The organism is Pseudomonas sp. PVC-3-1, assembly GCF_057444315.1.
The window spans coordinates 3,750,690-3,768,280 of sequence record NZ_CM172023.1; the positions used below are offsets into that span (position 1 = coordinate 3,750,690).

The 17,591-nt window shown below is 64.1% G+C and carries 21 protein-coding genes; 7 read left to right on the forward strand and 14 right to left on the reverse strand.

The genetic code is table 11. The features are described 5' to 3' along the window. Positions 1-6 precede the first annotated feature (6 nt). Complete coding sequence (locus AC2T4A_RS17520) at positions 7-981, reverse strand: DMT family transporter (protein ID WP_486741352.1); 975 nt, start codon at positions 979-981, stop codon at positions 7-9. 104 nt (positions 982-1,085) lie between these two features. Here AC2T4A_RS17520 and AC2T4A_RS17525 point away from each other — a divergent pair, with 104 nt between their 5' ends. After that, entirely contained in the window at positions 1,086-1,985 is a 900-nt protein-coding gene (locus AC2T4A_RS17525) for a LysR family transcriptional regulator (protein WP_486741353.1), read from the forward strand. A 181-nt stretch (positions 1,986-2,166) separates the two neighbouring features. Further along, a complete protein-coding gene (locus tag AC2T4A_RS17530) occupies positions 2,167-3,093 on the forward strand; it encodes a cation diffusion facilitator family transporter (protein ID WP_478378683.1) in 927 nt (308 codons plus the stop codon). Positions 3,094-3,125: 32 nt separating this feature from the next. Here AC2T4A_RS17530 and AC2T4A_RS17535 read toward each other — a convergent pair whose 3' ends face one another. The 9 genes from AC2T4A_RS17535 to AC2T4A_RS17575 all read right to left on the reverse strand — a co-directional run bounded on the left by AC2T4A_RS17535 (position 3,126) and on the right by AC2T4A_RS17575 (position 9,635). Then, positions 3,126-3,602: a hypothetical protein gene (locus AC2T4A_RS17535; RefSeq protein WP_486741354.1), complete on the reverse strand. Its 477-nt coding sequence runs from the start codon at positions 3,600-3,602 to the stop codon at positions 3,126-3,128. 111 nt (positions 3,603-3,713) lie between these two features. Continuing rightward, positions 3,714-4,232, reverse strand: coding sequence for a hypothetical protein (locus AC2T4A_RS17540; protein ID WP_486741355.1), 519 nt, complete (start codon positions 4,230-4,232; stop codon positions 3,714-3,716). Between the two features lie 93 nt (positions 4,233-4,325). Continuing rightward, positions 4,326-4,625: a hypothetical protein gene (locus AC2T4A_RS17545; RefSeq protein WP_416749228.1), complete on the reverse strand. Its 300-nt coding sequence runs from the start codon at positions 4,623-4,625 to the stop codon at positions 4,326-4,328. A gap of 34 nt (positions 4,626-4,659) precedes the next feature. Further along, entirely contained in the window at positions 4,660-5,055 is a 396-nt protein-coding gene (locus tag AC2T4A_RS17550) for a hypothetical protein (protein WP_478378685.1), read from the reverse strand. Beyond that, positions 5,052-5,639 (reverse strand): hypothetical protein, encoded by a 588-nt coding sequence (locus tag AC2T4A_RS17555; RefSeq protein WP_486741356.1) that lies wholly within the window; start codon positions 5,637-5,639, stop codon positions 5,052-5,054. The genes AC2T4A_RS17550 and AC2T4A_RS17555 overlap by 4 nt, the downstream gene beginning before the upstream one ends. Before the next feature lie 224 nt (positions 5,640-5,863). Continuing rightward, positions 5,864-6,772 (reverse strand): alpha/beta fold hydrolase, encoded by a 909-nt coding sequence (locus AC2T4A_RS17560; protein ID WP_486741357.1) that lies wholly within the window; start codon positions 6,770-6,772, stop codon positions 5,864-5,866. Between the two features lie 323 nt (positions 6,773-7,095). Continuing rightward, positions 7,096-7,776, reverse strand: coding sequence for a hypothetical protein (locus AC2T4A_RS17565; RefSeq protein WP_416749236.1), 681 nt, complete (start codon positions 7,774-7,776; stop codon positions 7,096-7,098). Between the two features lie 280 nt (positions 7,777-8,056). Further along, positions 8,057-8,524: a hypothetical protein gene (locus AC2T4A_RS17570; protein WP_416749238.1), complete on the reverse strand. Its 468-nt coding sequence runs from the start codon at positions 8,522-8,524 to the stop codon at positions 8,057-8,059. A gap of 106 nt (positions 8,525-8,630) precedes the next feature. Next, positions 8,631-9,635: a GlxA family transcriptional regulator gene (locus AC2T4A_RS17575; protein WP_486741358.1), complete on the reverse strand. Its 1,005-nt coding sequence runs from the start codon at positions 9,633-9,635 to the stop codon at positions 8,631-8,633. Between the two features lie 55 nt (positions 9,636-9,690). Between AC2T4A_RS17575 and AC2T4A_RS17580 the strand changes: the two genes are divergently transcribed. The 4 genes from AC2T4A_RS17580 to AC2T4A_RS17595 all read left to right on the forward strand — a co-directional run bounded on the left by AC2T4A_RS17580 (position 9,691) and on the right by AC2T4A_RS17595 (position 13,022). After that, entirely contained in the window at positions 9,691-10,467 is a 777-nt protein-coding gene (locus AC2T4A_RS17580) for an MBL fold metallo-hydrolase (RefSeq protein WP_486741359.1), read from the forward strand. Positions 10,468-10,730: 263 nt separating this feature from the next. Further along, positions 10,731-11,753, forward strand: coding sequence for a GlxA family transcriptional regulator (locus tag AC2T4A_RS17585; protein WP_486741360.1), 1,023 nt, complete (start codon positions 10,731-10,733; stop codon positions 11,751-11,753). A gap of 119 nt (positions 11,754-11,872) precedes the next feature. Then, on the forward strand, positions 11,873-12,796 hold the full coding sequence (locus AC2T4A_RS17590) for a 2-hydroxyacid dehydrogenase (RefSeq protein ID WP_486741361.1): 924 nt from the start codon (positions 11,873-11,875) through the stop codon (positions 12,794-12,796). A 100-nt stretch (positions 12,797-12,896) separates the two neighbouring features. Further along, positions 12,897-13,022 carry a hypothetical protein gene (locus AC2T4A_RS17595; RefSeq protein WP_416749248.1) on the forward strand — a complete coding sequence of 42 codons (126 nt, stop codon included), beginning with the start codon at positions 12,897-12,899 and terminating at the stop codon, positions 13,020-13,022. Positions 13,023-13,025: 3 nt separating this feature from the next. Here AC2T4A_RS17595 and AC2T4A_RS17600 read toward each other — a convergent pair whose 3' ends face one another. Further along, positions 13,026-13,868 (reverse strand): LysR family transcriptional regulator, encoded by an 843-nt coding sequence (locus tag AC2T4A_RS17600; protein ID WP_486741362.1) that lies wholly within the window; start codon positions 13,866-13,868, stop codon positions 13,026-13,028. A gap of 116 nt (positions 13,869-13,984) precedes the next feature. On the opposite strand from AC2T4A_RS17600, the gene AC2T4A_RS17605 reads away from it, so the two are divergent. Next, positions 13,985-14,476: a DinB family protein gene (locus tag AC2T4A_RS17605; protein WP_486741363.1), complete on the forward strand. Its 492-nt coding sequence runs from the start codon at positions 13,985-13,987 to the stop codon at positions 14,474-14,476. Positions 14,477-14,480: 4 nt separating this feature from the next. On the opposite strand, the gene AC2T4A_RS17610 is transcribed toward AC2T4A_RS17605, so the two are convergent. The 3 genes from AC2T4A_RS17610 to AC2T4A_RS17620 are packed head-to-tail and all read right to left on the reverse strand — an operon-like array spanning position 14,481 to position 17,463. Then, the gene (locus tag AC2T4A_RS17610; protein ID WP_486741364.1) at positions 14,481-15,260 is read right to left on the reverse strand and encodes an ABC transporter ATP-binding protein; all 780 of its coding nucleotides are present in this window, start codon (positions 15,258-15,260) and stop codon (positions 14,481-14,483) included. Beyond that, positions 15,257-16,321: a FecCD family ABC transporter permease gene (locus AC2T4A_RS17615; protein ID WP_486741365.1), complete on the reverse strand. Its 1,065-nt coding sequence runs from the start codon at positions 16,319-16,321 to the stop codon at positions 15,257-15,259. Before AC2T4A_RS17615 ends, AC2T4A_RS17610 begins: the two co-directional genes overlap by 4 nt. Continuing rightward, positions 16,318-17,463 (reverse strand): ABC transporter substrate-binding protein, encoded by a 1,146-nt coding sequence (locus AC2T4A_RS17620; protein ID WP_486741366.1) that lies wholly within the window; start codon positions 17,461-17,463, stop codon positions 16,318-16,320. The genes AC2T4A_RS17615 and AC2T4A_RS17620 overlap by 4 nt, the downstream gene beginning before the upstream one ends. Positions 17,464-17,591: the final 128 nt, after the last annotated feature.

The following is a 17,591-nucleotide window of genomic DNA, read 5'->3' on the forward strand; positions in this document are numbered from 1 at the left end:
CAGTCTTCAGCCAGCAGTCTTGCAATCCTCGGCCTGCTCCTTCGGCGCAGCCCGCGCCGCCGCAGGCTTGGCTCCAGACAGCCGCGATACCCCGAACAACACCAGCGCCAGGCCGGCCACCTGGTAGATCGAGATCGCCTCGCCCAGCAGCGCCCAGGAGGCGAACACGGTGAGCACTGGGCCCAGGTTGCCGAACGCCGCTGCATGGGTGGCGCCCATGCGTTGGATGGCAAGCGCCATCCAGTAGATCGGTAGCACGGTGGAGATCAGCGCCATCAGGGCGCCGTAGGGCCACACCGAACCGGGCAGGCTCGCCAGTTGTTGCGCATCGCCGGTCACCGCGTAGTGCATCAGCACCATTACCGATGAGGCGAGACCGGCCAGCGCGGCCAGGCGCATCGAGCCGACGCGCTGGATCACCGCGGCGGTGCCGATGTAGTACACCGCGTAGGTCACGGCGCTGGCGAAGACCCAGATGGCGCCCAGCAGGATCTGCCCGTCGCTGCCTTCCACCTTGATGTCATGGACCAGTGCAATGCCCAGGCCCAGGTAGCACAGCGCCATGGCCGCGAGGGTGCGCGAGCTCGGCCGTTCGCGGGTGATGGCCATCTGCAGGAGCAGGACCAGGGTCGGGTAGGTGAACAGGATCAGCCGTTCCAGGCCTGCGCTGATGTACTCCAGGCCGTAGAAGTCGAACAGGCTCGACAGGTAATAGCCGACCAGACCGAGCAGCAGGATGCGCATGCCATCGGCCAACGAAAGCCGTTCCTGCTGCGGCCCCTTGCTGAACCACAGCAGCCAGAGGAACAGCGGCAGTGCCAGGCCCATGCGGATGGCCAGCACGGTCACCGCATCCACGGAGGCGGCCGCGTAGGACAGTTTCACGAAAACGGCCTTGAGGCTGAAACCGGTGGCGGATAACACGGCGTAGAACACGCCATTGTTCAGGCTGCGCTGGTACAGGGAGCTCAGATTGTTCATGTCGGCAGGAAGGCAGGGCCAGAAAGGGCCTTATTCTAAGGCGAAGGCTGTGGCGCTAGAATCTCATCCTGGCGAACATTGCTTTCACTTCTGGAGAATGCTGCGTGCATTTCGATCTTGCCGATCTGCGCCTGATTGCCGCTATTGCCAGCACCGGCAGCCTGAGCAAGGCGGCGGCCTCGATACCGGTGGCAGTTTCGGCGGCGAGCAATCGCCTGCGCCTGTTCGAGGAGCGCTGCGGCCTGGCCCTGTTCGCCCGCCACAGCGACGGCATGTCGCTGACGCCCACCGGCCGCCTGGTGCTGGAGGCCAGCCAGCGCGTGCTCAAGGAAGCGCGGCAGCTCAAGGACACCCTGCAGGAACTGCGCGGCGAGCGGCGCATCACCTTGCGCCTCGCGGCGTCCACCGTTGCCAACAGCACCTTCCTGCCGACTGCGCTGGGTCCATTCCTGGCCGACTATCCGGAAGTGGACCTGCAACTGATCGAGCAGAACAGCAAGGACGTGCTGCGCGCCGTACAGGATGGCGCAATCGACATTGGCGTCTACGACGGCAACCTGCCCACCGCCGGGCTGCTGTCGCTGCCGTTCCGCAACGACAAGCTGGTGCTGCTGGTGCCGCAGGATCACCCGCTGGCGAGCCATCACCTGCCGAGCCTGCGCGACGCATTGAGCTACCCCTTCGTCTGCCTGCCCGCCGAGCGCGCCATGCAGCGCTTCGTCGAAGCGATGGCGGTACGCAATGCGATGCCGCTCAAGGTGCGGGTACGCGCGCCGAGCTTCGACGCCATCGCCCAGTTGGTCGCCCAGCGGGTGGGCGTGGCCATGCTCCCGGAGGCCGCCGCCACGCGCCTGGCGCAGGAGCTGCCGGCGACCGTGGTGGCGCTGGATGACGCCTGGGCCACCCGTGAACTGCGCCTCTGCGTGGCGGACTGGGATGCCCTGTCGTCCCATGCGCGACAGTTGGTGACCTACCTGATGAACGATGGGGCAACCGCGCGTTAGATCCGGGCAGTGATGACCGATTGCGCCGCAGCCCCTTGCGAAACTGCACGGTGACATTGCCTGGCCGCCAATATCCCCGGCGAGTGCGCTGGCGTATAGTCGCGCCCCCCAGCGAAACCACCAGGGCCGGCCAAGCCTGCCCTTGGCGACGCAACCACGAGGCGCGAGGAGCACGCCAGCAATGAAAACAGAACAGGGCATCCTGCGGCTTTCCATTATCGTGACTGTGCTATTGGCCGGTTTCGGTATTGTCGTCGGCCTGCTTTCGGGATCCTTTTCCATCGTCTTCGATGGTGTCTACTCGCTGGCCGATGCCAGCATGAGCGGCCTGGCGCTGGTGGTGGCGACACTGATCCGCCGCCACACCACCGAAGGCGACGCCAGCCGACGTCTGGCCGAGCGCTTCAACATGGGCTTCTGGCACCTGGAGCCGATGGTGTTGGCACTCAATGGCACGCTGCTCTGCGGCGTGACGCTCTACGCGCTGATCAACGCCATCGGCCGGCTGCTCAGCGGCGGCCACGCGCTGGAGTTCGGCTTCGCCATTCTTTACGCGGCGGTCGCCACGCTGGTCTGCTTCGCCCTGGCGGCGGTGCAGTTCCGTGCCAACCGGCGCATCGGCTCGGACTTCGTCGCCCTCGACGCCAAGTCCTGGGTGATGTCCGGCAGCATTTCCCTGGCTCTGTTGATCGCCTTCCTGGTCGGCGACCTGGCCACCGTGAGCGGCTATGCGCAGATCGGCCCGTACGTCGACCCGGCGGTACTGGCGCTGATCTGCCTGGTGATCCTGCCGATTCCGTTCCTTACCATTCGCCAGGCGCTCAAGGACATCCTGCTGGTCACCCCGCCGGAGCTGAAGCAGCACGTCGACGAAGTGGCCGCGCAGATTGTCGCGCAGCACGGCTTCCTGGCGTTCCAGGCCTACGTCGCCAAGGTTGGCCGGGCCCAGCAGATCGAGCTGTACTTCATCGTCCCGCCGGGCTGGCCGGCGCAGACTCTGGACGAGTGGGACCGCCTGCGTGACGAGATCGGCGAGGCCATTGGCGGCGAAGGCCCCAACCGCTGGCTGACCATCGCTTTCACCACCGATCCGCTCTGGACCCGCTGAGCCTGCCCGGCGCGCACTAGCGTGCCGGCTTCTCAGACCGTGGTGTTCACCGAGGTGCCGCTGGTGCTGCTGCCGGAGTCGGTCAGCGCTTCGGAATAGGCGGCGGTGGCAGCCGCTACCGCTGCGGACGCCGCCGAGACCCGTGCCTGCGCCGATTGCGCGGCGATCTGCCTGGCCTGCTGGTCCTCCTCGGTCTGGCCGCCGCCCTGGTTGGCCTTGGCCAATTCCTGTTCGGCCTCTTCCAGTTCCTTCTGCGCCTGTTCCATGGCCTGCTTGAGCTTGTCCAGCGTGGTATCGGAGCTGCTGTCCGAACTGCCGCTCGCGCCAGCAGCGCCGCCACCCGCTGCTCCGTTCGCCGACTGCGCCGACGAGCTGGCCGTGGTCTGAGAGGTGCCGGTGGCATCGCTGGTGGTGCTGTCTTCACTGCTCACGGAGGCGGTGGAGGTGGCCGAAGTCGAGGCGGCGGTATAGCGAACGTTGGTGGCGCTGACGGCGCTGATGGTAGTCATGGGCAGGCTTCCGTTGAGGATGAGTATCCGCAATGGCGGCTGCCGGGGAGAGAAATTTAGAGCGGCTTGTTATCGACTTGGTATCGGGCCTGGTACTTCGGGTGCTCGGCCTCAGTTCTGCTCCACCAGCCGGGGCGTCTGCGAACCTTCCAGGGCCAGGTGGATCACCCCGGCGCGGCTGGGGAAGTTCGGTGAATCGTCGTCGGTGTTCTCCATCACCGGGATGTCGATCAGGGTCCGCTTGCCGGAAGGGTCGGCAACCAGCCGGGCGTCCAGCTTCTCGACCGAGCGCCAGCCACCGCCGCCGATCTGCATCGCATCCAGCAGGCTGTAGTGCTCCTGGCCTTCCTCATTGGGTGTGGAGGTGAAGACCGCGAGGTACTGGCTGTAGTTGTTGCCCATGTCGAAGCCTTCGATGGTGAACACCGCCAGGGTGATCTCGCTGTTCTGGCCGGTCTTCAAAGTCTGCACACGGGTGGCTTCGGGGTAGCCGGTGGCGAAGCTGTCCTTGTACAGCTCCACCAGGCGGCCGACCTGTTCCTCCAGAGGCTTGGGAACGGGCGGCTGGTCGGCGGCGTGGGCGAGGGTGCAGGCCAACAGCAGGCTGGCGGCCAGCAGGGGCAGTTTCATGAAAGGTCGTCCTTGACGGTATTGAGCGAGCGGCCCGGTCAGCACCCTGGATGCTGATCGTCGCCGTGATCAGTGCCCGTAGGCAGGAGTCGCTCAGTTCTTTGGCACCCAGTCCCCGACCTGCGAGCAGGAGTAGGTATTGGAGTAGTCGTAATAGCGCTGCAGCGGCGCGCCGCTTTCGTAGGTCCCGCACTGGTAGACCGACGTGCTTTTCTGCAGGATCAGGAAGTGGATCTGGGTGACTCGTCCTGGCGCCACATAGGCGGCCTTCACTTCATAGCCGCTGCGCAGCAGTTCCGTCACCTTGACCTCTTCGGCTAAGGCTTGCGAACTGATGGCCGCGAGGCCGAGCAACGGGAATACGGCTTTCGCCAGGTAGCTCATGTTTGCCATGGTTACGTCTCCTCCTTGATGAGGAAGCCTGTGCTCAGGCTTCCGGCTTCAGCGAGATGCCGCCGCAATTGCCGCGGGTCAGCAGATAGTCCACCTGCCGGGCGCGGTTGATGGCGACGCGGATTTCGCAGCTCGCCGAGTGGACCACATCGCCCCAGTACTCGGTATGCACCAACTGGCCGTTCTGCGGGCCGGTGTAGGTCCCGAGCGCTTCACGCGAGACATAGGAAGTGTCGCGGCGATAGATCAGCACGACCCAGTCATTCTCCGGCGCCAGGGCAATATCGCTGGGCGCGCCGAAGTGGTCGATCGCGTCGCCCGCCGGGTGACCTTTCCAGTAGCTGCGGGCCTGCGCCTCGGGCAGGGTGGGAATGGCGGAACAGCCGCTGAGCAGGATGGCAATCATCCCGAGTGCGAATAGGCCTCTCATTGCACGCCCTCCTTGGCAGGTGCGTTCTTGGCGGGCATCTGCTCGAAGCCCTTGTCGACCATCTGCAGGATCAGGTTCTTGGCGTGCTCGCGGTTGCTTAACTGGAACAGGCCAGGGGCGGCCGAGACCAGCTGCGTCATGGGCATCTTGCCCAGCGGGTACATCTTCTGCTCGACGTGTGCATCCGGCTTGCAGAGGAAGTCGCGGCTCTGGGCGATCCACGCCTCAGGCTTCTTCTGCCACTCCTTGGAGACCTTCTTCGGACGGATGTCGTTGTAGAACTTGTCGTAGTTCTGCGCGCCGTTGAGGCGCACGCGGTTCTTCGCGCAGTCGACCTCTACGTCATAGGCGGTGAAGGTCGGCTTGGCGCCTTCCTCGTAGAACTGATAGACGCCCAGCGAACGCACGCCGTTCTTGCGGTCATAGATGTTGGCGGGGTCGCCATCGACGACGAAGATTTCGTTCTTGTAGAGACTGCCCTGCTGGTGAATCAGCCAGAAATCGCCAGAGGGGCCTTCCGCTTGCGCGGTGAACGGGCTGCAAAGCAGCAGGGCAGGCAGCCAAGGCCTGAGGGGCTTGAGCATGACGGACATTCCTTTGCCGTTGTGATCGCCAGGGCACAGCGCGCCCCGGAGAAAGAAGGGTAGGAATCTAGTGGTGCAGTAGGGGAGGGTCAACCTTGCTATCGGATTTCTGTGACGAGCGGCAGCGAACTTTCTTTGTTGACCATACGCTGATGGAGAAGGCGTCGGGCCGCTGAAACGTCCGGCATCAGGCGCCTGATGCCGGCCCCTTCACGGCATGGATTTCAAAGCGAGATGAATTTTCGAATCGCCTGGATCGTCTGCGCCGGTGCCTCCTCCATCAGCCAGTGCCCAGCCCCTGGCACCACCACTTCGGTGACGTTGTCGGCGGCATTGCGCATGACGATGGCTTCGTTGGCGCCGAAGGACTTCTCACCGCCAACGGCGAGCACCGGCATGGTCAGGCGAGTCTTGTTCGATGCCTCGTTGTCCACGGCATCCTGGCGAATGCTGCGGAACTGGGAGAAGGCGGCGTGCATGGCGCCGGGGCGGGCGTACAGCTTCGCGTAGTGTTCGCGGGTGGCCTCGTCGACCTTGTGCGGATCGCCGGCGAAGTCGTTCCAGAAGCGGTCCAGGTAGATGCGCTCGCGCCCGGCCACCAGCCGCTCCATGTCGGCGCCGCCGAAATCGAAGTGCCAGAGCAGCGGCGAGCGGACGATGTCATTCCACGGCGCGATACCGGGAACCGGAGCGTCCATGACCACCAGACGCTCGGTCTGCTGCGGATATCGCGCCGCATAGGCGTAGGCCACCATGGTGCCGATGTCATGGCCGATGACCACCGAATGTTCGATACCCAGCGAGGCCAGTACCGCTCGCACGTCGCCTGCCTGGGTCTTCTTGTCGTAACCGCCGGCCGGAATCGATGACAAGCCCATGCCGCGCAGGTCCGGCACCACCACGGTGTGATCCTTGGCCAGGTCCGCGGCCAGCGGCGCCCACATGTCGCCGGTATCGCCGAACCCATGCAGCAGCACTACCGCCGGCCCGTTTCCGCCGACTCGCACATGGATCGTCGCGCCCTCTACGGCGACCTCCTGGGTGCGAAAGGAGGAGGGGAAGGCGACGACTCCGGCCTCGGCCGAAACGCTCAGGCTCAACAGCAGGGACGCGGTCAGCAGGGTGCGGATCATCGTGATCTCTCCAGGAGTGTCGACTGGAGGAGCGTAGTTCGGTTTGCGATTGCCACACGGGCCAGCGATGTTGCCGCCCGGCAGATCGACGGCATCTGTGTGCCCAAGACCGGCGTCGATCTGCAGGGTGCCTAGGCCGCCGCTGAGCTGCCGAGTGCCCTGCAGGAACTGGAGAAATGCACTCAGGACGATAGTGACCTTACAACTCGGAAGCGCTGCAGCCAGGCAGCTATCGGCGAGAAGCGGACGTTCAACTCAACAATATTGCCGACAGAAAAGGGCTGCGCGTCTGAGCGGCTGTTGTGGAGATTGCGGGTTGCCGATCACTTAAAATCCATCTTGTTGATGCTGGCAATGTACGCACCCTGCTTGAAAAGCCGAGCATCGCCGAGTTCCATCACGCGCGACGCCAAGGTGACGTACTCGTGAAACAGCTCAGGTTTGCTCTGGGCAAGTTTGTCGCACTGCTCCGAGCGCAGATTTCTCAGAAGGCCACCTTGGGTTCTTATCTTCACGACCAGGCTCGAAGCGACGCTACGCGCCTTGGAAGGCGGCATTCGCGCCAGCGAACCCTCGTGATAACGGAGCAAGCTCGACTCCAAGCCGATAGGGCAAGCCCGTATCTTGTCCAGGCGATCCGGAACGCTCGATAGCAAGTTCAGAGCCGAATCCAGTTCGCCGCTATCGACCAATAGATTGGCAATCGACAGATCATTCAAAACACAGCGCGCCTCCGCGCTGCTGCATTTTTGTGCGCCCACATATTCCAAAAGCCCTTCCTTACGGTAGGCCCCTTTTTTCAGGCTCATGATGTTGATCGCCTCGTCCTCACTCACTCTGCCTTTGGATCGATTGAAGTAGTCTGCTCTCCACATCTCCTCGACGATCCAACGAGACTCGGTTCGTGCGCTATCTCCAACTTTGTAGCCGATCACCGCCCCTGCCACGGCGAGGCAGAGAGTGAAAAGTACAAATACAGTCAGCCATTTCGCCGCATTGCTCACCTAGATCTCCTTTCCCTGGTGGCCCTGTCGACCGTCATGGCTCAGCGCCAATGAAGCCAACGTCAAACTCTCGGGTGCGGAACAGATAACCTATTAGTGATGAGTGACGCCAGAAGTGCAGAGCGGCTGAGCGACAGCTGTCTCATCCTGCGGGCAGGGTGGGTGTAACAGATCAATTCCGCCGCTGCACTGACCAGCATCCGGCGTCCGCTATGGGGCGGTAGTTGCCCCACGTCACAGGCAGAAATCGGCCAGAAGCGGAAGTTTGGGCGAAAGAGGCTCAGTTCCCTCGACAGTGCCGCATTATTCTTTTCAGCTCGCTTAGCGCATCGCTGAAGTCGCTCACAGCGAAACTTACTGGCTTGCTGTCGGCGATCCAGTATGTTGATACCCCTACCTCCAAACCGCCCGACGCGCTCCAGCCAAAGCGGCGCCAGTGAAGTATTCCTCCCTCGATAACCTGCTCTGTCATCAGCACAGTGCAATCAAAATCCATATCGTCGCTGCATACCAGCAGCGGTACTAAGGTGGATGTACCATCCTCGCCTGGGGCAAAACGGCGCTCAGCGAGGGCGTCCTCCTCTTCGTCCAGTAGCCACATTAGCGACAATCCGAGCTTCGAGACCTCTGGGTCATCGATATGGCTCGCCATCCATTGCTCGATTGGTACCTCATCGATAGCAAGCCAGGCGCAAGGGCCTTTGGAAAAGCCTGCTTTGTGGCAGATGGCCCGAATTTGATGAAGCATTGAACACTCCCTGGTTCTGTCCTGATCACACGGCAGGATTTAACACTACTCGCGATGTCTAAACACTGTTTTGAGAATGTCCGCTATGGGTCGGTAGCTGCCGCTATCAGAAACGAGCGAATCGCTGTCGATATTCAGTCGGAGTAAGCCCGGTCAGCTCCCGGAACATGCGCCGGAGATTGGAGTCACTGCTGAAACCCAACTCTTCGCAGATGGATTTGATCGACGCGGACGTCAGCGTCAGTCGTTCGCCTACCTGGCTAAGTTTGATGCGGCGCACGTAGGTTGCTGTGGCCAACCCTGTTTCAGCCCTTACCTTTCGCGCGAGCGTCCTTTGCGACATGCACAGGGCATCCGCAAGTTTCTGCACGGTTATCTGTTCGGCAGGTAGCGAATGCACAAGCGTATGCACCCGCCGCAAAAACTCGCCGGGCTGCTCGATCAGGCTCACCGACTGAAACACATCATGGGTCTGTGTGGGGCGCGGTAGCACCATCAGCCGTATCAAGTCATGCAATGCTGTCTGGCTGACATGCGTCTCCAGCAATGCCTGGGCAATTGGCAGATAGCCGTTGACGCCGCTGGCCGTCGCGGTGCGCTCGTTGAAGACGCAGTGCTTTTCCATCTGCCACCGAGTGTCGGAGTAACGCTTGATCAGTGTGTCGGCGAGCCACCAGGTGGCCGTTGCCTCTTCGCCAGTCAATCGCCCTGACGCGGCGGCAAGCACGACGCCCGTGCAGTAGCTCCAGACTCTGCAGCGCCTGCCAATCCGGGCGAGGGCGCCAACCAGCTCTGTATTGGCAGCCAGGGCAGCCTCCGCCTGACTGACAGACTCGGCCCAAAAGCCAGGGATCAGGATTGCGTCGAGTGTCAACTCGGAAATGGAGTGGCTAGCCGTGAGTTGCAAGCCATGAGCGCACTCGACTAGCCCCTTTCGAGTGCCGACGTATTGCGTCTCGAATAGCGCCGCTCCTGAGCGCCGGTTGGCAGCGTGAAGCAGGTCATTGAAAGCCAGAAGGCCTGCGGGCATGCAGTTGGGAAATAGGGCAAGACCGATTCGAAGGGTTCTGGGCATGGCAGAAAATGAATGAATTGTGGCTGAAGCTGCCATTATGGACACTTCATCTGGCGAGCACCATGAACCCATCCTTTGGAAGAGGTGCACGATGAAGATTCAGCAGATCCGCAACGCAACCATCATTCTGGAACTGGACGACAAGCGAATCCTGGTCGATCCGATGCTTGCTGGCAAAGGTACGCTTCCGTCGCTGAGGCTGTTTTCCTCCCGGCAGCGGAACCCGACCGTCGAGTTGCCGGCTTCGACGGAACAGGCTCTGAACTCGGTCACCCACTGCCTCATCACCCACTGCCAGAAGGGCCACTTTGACCATCTTGACCGGGCAGCGATCAAATGGTTGGTTTCACGAAATATCCCGGTTATCTGCACGCCCCATGACGCTGCCTACCTGGCCAGGCGAAAGCTGAACGTTCAGCCGTTGGCGGAGGGCCACAGTGATCCTGTCGCGTTTCTGGGCGGCCTGATTCGCACCGTGCGCTGCACCCATGGCGGTGGGCTGGTCGGGCGCATGATGGAGCACGGAGTTGGCTATCTGATCGAGTATCCAGGCGAACCCAGCATCTATCTGGCCGGAGATACTGTACTGACGCAAACCGTTCGGGAGTTCGTCATCCAGCATCAGCCGCAGGTCTGCGTCATTCCAGCCGGAGGTGCGCGCTTCGATGTTGGCGGGGACATCATCATGGGGCTGGAGGATGTCCTGGAATTCGCCACCCTCAGCGAAGGCACTGTCGTTGCAAACCACCTGGAAGCTATCAACCATTGCCCTGTCACTCGACAGGAGCTGAGGCAGGCAGCGATCGAGACGGGGATCGCCCACAGATTGCTCATTCCCGCCGATGGCCAGCGCCTGGAGATTGGGTAGCCCAGAGGGTGTCCACTTCAGGGCAGAAGCAGTCGCTCGTGGAAGAGGATTCCGTGCCTACGGATTGCAGGCGGTGATGGCCTTCTGGCGCAATGCAGGGTTCTGAACTGCCAGAGCTGCCTAGCGCTGACACGGCCCGTTCCCGTGCAAGGAAGCAATAGCCGGGCGCGGGGGCATTTGTATAATCCCTTTCCACAAGAGGCAGGCCAGGCTCAAATCGCGCGAGCGCACCTGCCAACAAGAATTCGCACAGGTAGGCAGCAGTGGAAAGAAGGCAGTTCAGCGAGTCGATGCAGGGGCAGAACCTGCGCTTTGTCGATGACCGAAAAGGCGAGCCGCAGCGTCAGCGCAAAGTCGGTTTCGTGCTGCTGGAGAACTTCTCGCTGCCGGCTTTCACCCAGGCGCTGGACACCTTGGTCACCGCCAACCTGATCCGTGAAGGCGCCTTCGCCACGCGCACCTACAGCCTCGATGGCGAGTCGGTGACCAGCGACCTTGGATTGGTGATCTGTCCGGCGGCCGCGCTGGAAGGCAGGTACCTGGATATGGACCTGCTGGTAGTCTGCGGCGGCTTGCGCACGCCGCTCAAGGACATGCCCGGGCTCAGCCGCCTGCTGCAGCTTGCCGATGAGCGCGGCATTGCGCTGGCGGGCTTGTGGAATGGCGCCTGGTTCCTCGGCAAGGCCGGCCTGCTGGATGGCCACAAATGCGCTGTGCATCCGGAGAATCGCGCTTCGCTGGCGGAGGTGGCGCGCAACTGCGTGGTCACCGCCGAAAGCTACATTCTCGATCGCAACCGCCTGACCGCCGGCAGCCCCACGGGCGCCTTCAACCTGGTGCTGGAGTGGATTCACAACCTGCACGGCCGCGAACTGGTGGAGGGCATCGTCGACATCCTCGCCTTCGAGGAATCGCGCTACCGCCGCACCCGCCCGGCGCTGCACGAGAAGATGACGCAGCCGCTGCGCGATGTGCTCAACCTGATGAGCGCGAACATCGAGGAGCCGCTGAGCACTGATCAGCTGTCCGAGTGCGTAGGGCGTTCCAAGCGCCAGTTGGAGCGGCTGTTCCAGGAACAATTGGGCACCTCGCCGGTGCGCTATTACCTGGAGCTGCGCATTACCGAAAGCCGGCGCCTGCTGCAGCATTCCGAGTTGTCGCTGGTGGAGGTGGCGCTGGCCTGTGGTTTCGTTTCGCCCAGCCATTTCAGCAAGTGCTACACCTCGTTCTTCGGCCACTCGCCGTCGAAGGAAGTGCGCCTGGGCTGCGTGCGCTCGGCCAAGTAGCCGAGGCCGGCCTGGGCGCGTCGGTCTGCGGGCCCGCAGTTTCTCGCCGGAGGTGTTCCTTGCGTTGAGCAGCTGGTTAACTGGCCGGACGTGCGAAGAACAAGAGCGAGGAACAGGACGTGATCTTTCTTTACAACGCCGAACCCGAACACGCGGACCAGTGGCGAACCCTGCTGGCCGCCCAGGTGCCGGACCTTGAGTTCGTCGAAGGCTTCGAGGCGGTCGATCCGGCGCGCGTTACCTATCTGCTGACCTGGAAGGCCGTCGCCGATATCCAGCGCTATACCGGCCTGCGCGTACTGTTCGCGGCCGGGGCCGGGGTGGATCAGTTCGACCTGTCGAAGATCCCCGAATCGGTAGCGCTGGTGCGCATGGTCGATGACTCCCTGGCGGACATCATGGCCGAGTTCGTGGTGATGTCCGCGCTGGCGTTGCACCGCGAAATGCCGGCTTACCGCGTGGCCCAGGCTGCCCAGGTGTGGGAGCCGCTGAGCATTCTGCCGGCTTCGACCAGCCGCGTCGGCGTGATGGGCCTTGGCCAACTGGGCCAGGCGTGCCTCGCGCAGCTGCGCCATCTGAAATTCCAGTTGCTGGGCTGGAACCGCTCCGAACGGCAGATCGACGGAGTGAAGACCTACACCGGCCCCGAGGCACTGGCGAGCTTCCTGTCCCAGTGCGACATCCTGGTCAACCTGCTGCCGCTCACCGACAGCACCCGCGCCATCCTCAACCGCGAGACGCTGGCGCAACTGCCTAGAGGCGCGGGGCTGATCAACGTCGGCCGTGGCGAGCATGTGGTGGAAGCCGATCTGGTCGCTGCGCTGGACGCCGGGCAGGTCGGCGCGGCGATCCTCGATGTGTTCCACGAAGAGCCGCTGCCCGAGGGCCATCCGCTGTGGTCGCATCCGCAGGTCTGGGTCACTCCGCACATTGCCAGCACCATGCAGGTGGAAGGCGGCGCGGCGGTGGTGGCGAAGAATATCCTGCGTGACCTGGATGGCGCCGAGCTGCTGCATACGGTGAATCGCCAGACCGGCTACTGAGGCATTTCGCTTATCACTGAAATAGCCGGCGCGCGCTGTTTGTCCCGCACGGCACTTTCGATACTGGCGCCTCCCAACCGCCGCTCAGGAAGTGCCGTTCATGGACCACGAACCGATCGAAGCTCGCGACTTCGCCTTCATCCACTTTGCCGCTGTCGCCTTGTGCGGCACGCTGATCGGCGCGCTGGCGTTGTTCCTGGCGCGCCTAGGCGTGCTCCTGCACTGAGGCTCAGGCGGCGATGGCCTGGCTCAGCGTGCTGATCAGGGCGCGGGTCTGGGCGTCTCGATGGGCGCTGTAGAGCACCACGTCGCGGGGCGGAAGCTCGGGTAGATCGAAGCGTTCGCGTACATCCGTGCAGCCCGCCGGCGCCATGCGTTCGACCATGGCGCCAATGCCGATACCGGCCGACACCGCCGCGCCGATGGCCAGGATTCCCGAGCCGACGAAGGCTTCGCTCCAGCTGCGGTTCTGCGTCTGCAGCGCGCTGGCGACCATGCTGCGCATGCCGCACGGTGCCGGCTGGATAGCCAGTGGCAGCGGCGCGCCATCCGCCAGTTCGAAGGATTCGGCGGCCATCCAGCCGAAGCGTTCGCGGCCGATCACCTCGCCGTCCTGGCGACGGTTGTCGTGGCGCAGGATCAGCGCGATATCCAGCGCACCTTCTTCGTAGCTCTCCAGCATGTCCCGCGAAGTGCCGAGGCTGAAGGCGACTATCACTTGCGGATCGGCCTGCGCCAGGCGCCTGAGCCAGTGGCTCAGGTCCGCACCGAGGATGTGGTGGCTCACGCCGATGCGCAGGGTACGGCGGGGCGCGTCGAAGCAGCGCAACGTTTCGTCGTAGCTCTGCAGCAGGCGACGGGCGCTGGCGAGGAATACTGAACCTTGTGTTGACAGGGTGACGCGGCGCGGCGTGCGTTCCAGTAGCGGGCGGCCCAGGGATTCCTCCAGGCGTTTGATCTTCAGGCTAATGGCCGCCTGGGTGGTGCCGGTGACCTCGGCAGCGCGAGTGAAACTCTTCAGGTCGGCGACCAGCAGGAAGGCGCGGATGGCTTCGATATCGGGGTTTTTCATGGCAGCGAATCGTCCTTGGGGCTGTCGCCAGTCTGGCAGCTGGGACGGCGCAACCCAAGTGCCGGATGCGCTACAGTGCCGCCTTCGCCATCAATAGCCGCCAACAAGGAATTGCGATGCTGACCCAGGCCTTCGCCTACAAATGCTGGTCGGACCGCCGCGCGCTGGATGCCATCGCCCAGATCGACGCCGAGCGCTTTCCCGAGCAGCACGCTTTCGCGCTCCAGCAACTCAACCACATGGCCATCGTCGAGGACCTGTTCCGCGCGCGCCTGAGCGGCGAGGCGGACCCGCATCCGGCGACCAATACCCAGGCAGTTCCCGGTTACGACGAGCTGCGCGAACGCCTGCTGACTTCCGGCCAGTGGTACGTCGAGCGGCTCGCGGCGCTGACTCCGGAGCAGGCGTGTGAAGTCATTCGCTTCCGCTTCACCGACGGCCGCAGCGGCAGCCTGACTCGTGAGGAGATGTTCTTCCACATCCTCAACCACGCGACCTACCACCGCGGTTCCATCGCCCGCGCGCTGGACCAGGCCGGCGTGGCGCACCCGGCCGATACCTACACGGTGTTCGTGCACGCCACCGAGCCGCAGCGCCGCGACGGCTGAAGGCTCAGCAGGCCACTTCGTCGATGATGATCTGCAGGGTCTGCCGCGAGCAGTGTTCCACCCGTGCCTGCACGCCATAGACGTCGCCGAACAGCTGCGGCGTGAGGATGCTTTCGGCGTCGCCGGCGGCTACCAGCCGGCCCTGGTGCAGCACCGCCAACTGATCGGCGTAGCGAGCGGCGAGGCCGATGTCATGGAGCACGGCGATAGCGATCAGGCCGTGGCGGCGCACTTCCTCCTGCACGCACTGCATGACCCGCAGCTGGTAGTTCAGGTCCAGCGCGCTGGTGGGTTCGTCCAGCAGCAATACCTGCGGGCGTTGCGCCAGCAACTGAGCCAGGCTGACCATCTGCCGCTGGCCGCCGGAGAGGCGGTCCAGGCGCTGGTCGCGCAGGTGCAGGATGCCGACCCGGTGCAACGCTTCGAGGGCGGCGGCCAGCGGGTCGGCGCGGCGCAGTTCGCTGTCGAACGGGTTGACCCGCAGGCTGGCGAGCAGGGCGTCGAGTACGCTCAGGGCGATGCCGCCTGGCAAGTGCTGCGGCATGTAGGCGATGCGCCGGCTACGTTCGCCGGCCGCCAGCGAGGCGAGCGGCTGGGCGTCCAGACTCAAGTCGCCACGCACGCGCTCAAGGCCTGCAAGGCCGCGCAGCAGGGTGGACTTGCCCGCGCCGTTGGGGCCGATCAACGCGGTGAGGGTGCCACGTTTCAGTTCCGGCAGCGTCACGTCGTGGACCACGGCGTGGCGGCGATAGGCGACCGTCAGATTTTGCGCAAGCAGGCTCATGCGTGGCGTCCTCCCCGGCAGACCAGCACGACGAATACCGGTACGCCGACCAGCGCCGTGACGATGCCCACCGGCACGATCAGCCCCGGCATCAGCAGCTTGCTGGCCACCGATGACAGCGACAGCAGCAGTGCGCCGACTAGGGCACTGGCGGGCAGGTAGAAGCGCTGGTCCTCGCCGATCAGCAGCCGCGCGATGTGCGGGCCGACCAGGCCGATGAAGCCGATAGTGCCGACAAAGGCTACCGCACACGCCGACAGCAGGCAGATGCGCAGCAGGGCCAAGCGGCGCAGGCGGCGCACGTCCACGCCCAGGCTGCGGGCGCGGTCCTCGCCCATGCGCAGCACGGTGAGCTTCGAGGCCGCGGCCTGGGAGAAGGGCAGGCAGAGCGCAAGTACCAGCGCCAGCGCGCCGGCCTTGTGCAAGTCGGCGCGGGCGAGGCTGCCGAGGGTCCAGAACACCAGCTGTTGCAGCACGTCCTCGCTGGCCATCATCTGCAGCAGCGCCACCGCCGCGTTGCAACTGAACACCAGGGCGATGCCGAACAGCACCAGGCTTTCTACGCCGCCGCCGCGCAGGCGCGAGAGCAGTTGCAGCAGTACCAGCGACAGGCAGGCGAAGACGAAGGCAGCCAGCGACACAGCGGCGTTGGCCGAGAGCCAGGCGTTGCCCAGGTGGAAGAAGATCGCCAGGGAGGCGCCGAGGGCGGCCGACGACGACACACCGAGGGTGAAAGGACTGGCCAGCGGGTTGTCGAGGATGGTCTGCATCTCCGCGCCGGCCAGCGCCAGCGCGCCGCCCACCAGCAGCGCCATTACCGCGTAGGGGAGGCGTACGTTCCAGATGATTACCCGCTGGCTCGGCTCCAGCTCGCCTGGATGAAGCAGGCCGTGGAGCAAGGCGGAAGGCGTCAGCCCGGACGGCCCGCTGAGCAGGTCCCAGGCCAAGGAACCCAGCAGCAGGGCCAGCAGGACGATCAGCACCGCACCGCGGCGGCGCAGCTGCAGCCGGCGCTCACGACGCGCCAGCTGCAGGTCGAAGTTTTCAGTGGCGGCGTTCATTGCTGTTTGTCGGCATCGATCCAGTAGGTGCCGTCCAGGCCGATGCGCAGAAAGTTCTGGTTGATCTGCGCCTGCGTCTGCGCCGGGTCGAGACCGGCGAAGCGTTCCGGATGGACCCAGCGGGCCATGGCCTCGACGGCGAGGATGTTGAACGGCGAGTTGTAGAAGTCATGCCAGAGACCGTGGGCCTTGCCGTTGCGGATGGCGTCGAGGCTGGCGAACTCCGGGCGTTGCAGGACTTTGCCCAGGCTCTCGCGGGCCTGCTGCTGGCTGACGCCGGCGCCCAGGATCAGCCCCGGCTGGCGGTTGCCGGTGGCGATGTAGATATCCGGTTTTGCCGACAGCGCGTACTCCACGCTGATGTCACCCAGCGCTCCGGGCACCACGCCGGTCGCGATGTTGCGCCCACCCACCGCCTCGATCACGCTGCCCAGCCCGCTCTTGCCGGTGGTGTGGCCCGGCGCCTGCCAGACGCCGGCCAGGAGTTCGAGGAACACGCTCGGCTTGTGCGCGTCATCCAGGCCGGCTACGCCATCGCGAATGCGCTGCAGGTGGGCGTCATAGAACTTCAGGTACTGGTCTGCCTCGGCCTGGCGACCGAGCGCCGCGCCCAGTGCGGTGAGGCTGGTGCGCACGCCCTCGATGGGATGCACGCGGAAGTCGACGAACACCACCGGCACGCCGGCGGCGGCGAGGATATCGGGGACCGGGCTGTGCTGGGTCGGGCCTTCGCCGGCGATGCTGAACACGGCGAGGTCCGGCTTCAGCGCGAGTATCTGTTCGGCGCTCACGCTCTGCTCCGAAGCCTGGCCGATCAGCGGGATCTGCTTCACCTGGGGGAAGCGCTGGGCGTAGACGTCGAAGGTGTGCGGGTCGAGCAGGCGCACGTCGTTCTGCCAGCCAACCACACGCTGGAACGGGTTGTCGCGGTCGAGCAGGGCCAGGGCGAAGAACAGCCGGCCTTCACCCAGGACGATGCGCTGGGCGTTGCCGCTGACCTCGACCTTGCGCCCGAGCACATCGGTGACGGTGAGCGCCTGGGCGGGCAGGGCGAGGCCGAACCAGCCGAGGCAGAGCAGGGCGAGGGTGACGAGGGAATGGCTCAGACGGGAGCGGGAATCGCGGAACGACAGGAAGGGCATGCGGAACGACCTGGGCATGAAGTAGAATTAATCGCATTTGCAAAACCACTCTACCGCTGCCGCTGCGGGCGATCTGGACGGCTTTGTATTGGATCGGCGTGAAATCCCGCGCCACAACATTCCATTAC